At 45.4% G+C, this 2,500-nt stretch carries 2 tRNA genes and 1 rRNA gene (1 of these 3 only partly in view); all 3 read left to right on the forward strand.

Annotation, left to right across the window (positions count from 1 at the left end):
- Positions 1-39: 39 nt before the first annotated feature.
- Positions 40-113, forward strand: a tRNA-Ile gene (locus tag D0T51_RS08245).
- A 140-nt stretch (positions 114-253) separates the two neighbouring features.
- Positions 254-327: transfer RNA gene (locus D0T51_RS08250), tRNA-Ala, on the forward strand.
- 259 nt (positions 328-586) lie between these two features.
- Positions 587-2,500: ribosomal RNA gene (locus tag D0T51_RS08255) — 23S ribosomal RNA — on the forward strand; it runs 969 nt beyond the window's last position.

The raw sequence follows: 2,500 nt of genomic DNA on the forward strand, positions 1-2,500 counted from the left end.
GAAGCTGAGTGATCGGTTTCAGGCACACTCGAAGTTGACAGTCCTATAGCTCAGTTGGTTAGAGCGCTACACTGATAATGTAGAGGTCGGCAGTTCAACTCTGCCTGGGACTACGAAGTGCAGAAGCACTTCGAATTGACAATGGACAAATGACAATTGACAATTAAAAGTCAACAGTCATATTCAATCCAAGTCAATATGAACTCTGAAGAATTAATTGTCAATTGTCACTTATCAATTGTCAATTCAATCCGGGGGATTAGCTCAGCTGGCTAGAGCACCTGCCTTGCACGCAGGGGGTCATCGGTTCGAATCCGATATTCTCCACAGAATAATTATAAATTGTAAATTATAAATTATAAGGATGTTTGAGAAATCAGCACTTACAATTAACAATTGATAATTTATAATTCGAGTCCTTCGGACTCGTAAGATCTTTGACATGTTGGACAAATCAATAAAGTAAAAAAGTAGAGCAAACTTAAAAAAGTATATCAATCCGCTTCGTAAATTATTGATGATAGAAAGTTTTACGGTTTTAATTAATCGTTTATCATTCATCATTAATCGTTTATTAAGTCGGACAAAGAAAGTAAGTAAGGGCAGACGGTGGATGCCTTGGCTCTCGGAGGCGAAGAAGGACGTGATAAGCTGCGATAAGCTGTGGGTAGGTGCAAATAACCATTGATCCGCAGATTTCCGAATGGGGCAACCCGGCAGGTTGAAGGCCTGTCAGCTCGTTAAGAGCGGCGAACGTGGGGAACTGAAACATCTAAGTACCCATAGGAGAAGAAAACAAAAGTGATTCCGCAAGTAGTGGCGAGCGAACGCGGAACAGCCCAAACCTGTTTTGTTTAGGCAAAACAGGGGTTGTAGGACCACGTTGTGGCACGAAATTATTGAAATAGAACGTTTTGGAAAGAACGACCAAAGACGGTGATAGTCCGGTATATGACTCAATAATGAAGCCTAGTGGTATCCTGAGTAGCGCGGGACACGTGAAATCCTGTGTGAATTAGCGGGGCCCATCCCGTAAGGCTAAATACTCCCGAGAGACCGATAGTGAACCAGTACCGTGAGGGAAAGGTGAAAAGAACCTTGAATAAAGGAGTGAAATAGACCCTGAACCCGTCTGCCTACAAGCGGTCGGAGCACCTTTTGGGTGTGACGGCGTGCCTTTTGCATAATGAACCTACGAGTTACTTTTGTTGGCAAGGTTAAGTACTTCAGGTATGGATCCGAAGCGAAAGCGAGTCTTAATAGGGCGCATTAGTCAGCAGGAGTAGACGCGAAACCAAGTGATCTACCCATGTGCAGGTTGAAGGTTAGGTAACACTAACTGGAGGACCGAATCGTTTGGCGTTGAAAAGCCTTCGAATGACGTGTGGGTAGGGGTGAAAGGCTAATCAAACTTGGAGATAGCTCGTACTCCCCGAAATGCATTTAGGTGCAGCCTCAATTGATTTTTTGTATCAGGTAGAGCGACTGATTGGATGCGAGGGCTTCGCCGCCTATCAAGTCCAGATAAACTCCGAATGGGTACAAAATTAGATTGGGAGTGAGGGCATGGGTGCTAAGGTCCATGTCCGAGAGGAGAAGAATCCAGACCATCAGCTAAGGTCCCGAAATAACAGTTAAGTTGAACTAACGAAGTATGGTCGCAATGACAGCTAGGATGTTGGCTTGGAAGCAGCCATTCATTTAAAGAGTGCGTAACAGCTCACTAGTCGAGTGACCGTGCGTGGATAATACTCGGGCATAAACTGTTTACCGAAGCTATGGATGTCGTAAGACGTGGTAGGGGAGCATTCTACTCTGCGTTGAAGGTGAGGGATAACCCTTGTTGGAGCGTGTAGAAAAGCAAATGTAGGTATAAGTAACGATAAAGGAGGTGAGAAACCTCCTCGCCGAAAGACTAAGGATTCCTGATCAACGCTAATCGGATCAGGGTAAGTCGGGCCCTAAGGTTAAGCCGAACGGCGATACCGATGGACGAACGGGTTAATATTCCCGTACTACTTTATAGAGTGATGTGGGGACGGAGAAGTGACACCACTGCCATCTGACGGAATAGGTGGTTAAAGAGTGTAGACGTTGATTGTTGTAGGCAAATCCGCAACAAGAGTCGAACTTGACAGTACCAGGAGTGCTTGCACGAATGGATATGTGGGTAATCAGGCTCCCAAGAAAATCCGCTAAACTTATCTATAGAGTACCCGTACCGTAAACGGACACACGTAGTCGGGTTGAGAATACTAAGGCGCTCGAGTGATTCACGGTTAAGGAACTAGGCAAAATGACCCCGTAACTTCGGGAGAAGGGGTGCCAGAGTAAAATCTGGCCGCAGAGAATAGGCCCAGGCGACTGTTTAACAAAAACACATGGCTATGCAAATTAGAAATAAGAGGTATATAGCCTGACACCTGCCCGGTGCTGGAAGGTTAAGAGGAGAGCTTATAGGTAACTAGAAGGTTTGAATTGAAGCCCCAGTAAACGGCGG

This window comes from Parabacteroides sp. 52 (assembly GCF_010500925.1).
GTDB lineage: Bacteria > Bacteroidota > Bacteroidia > Bacteroidales > Tannerellaceae > QVMG01.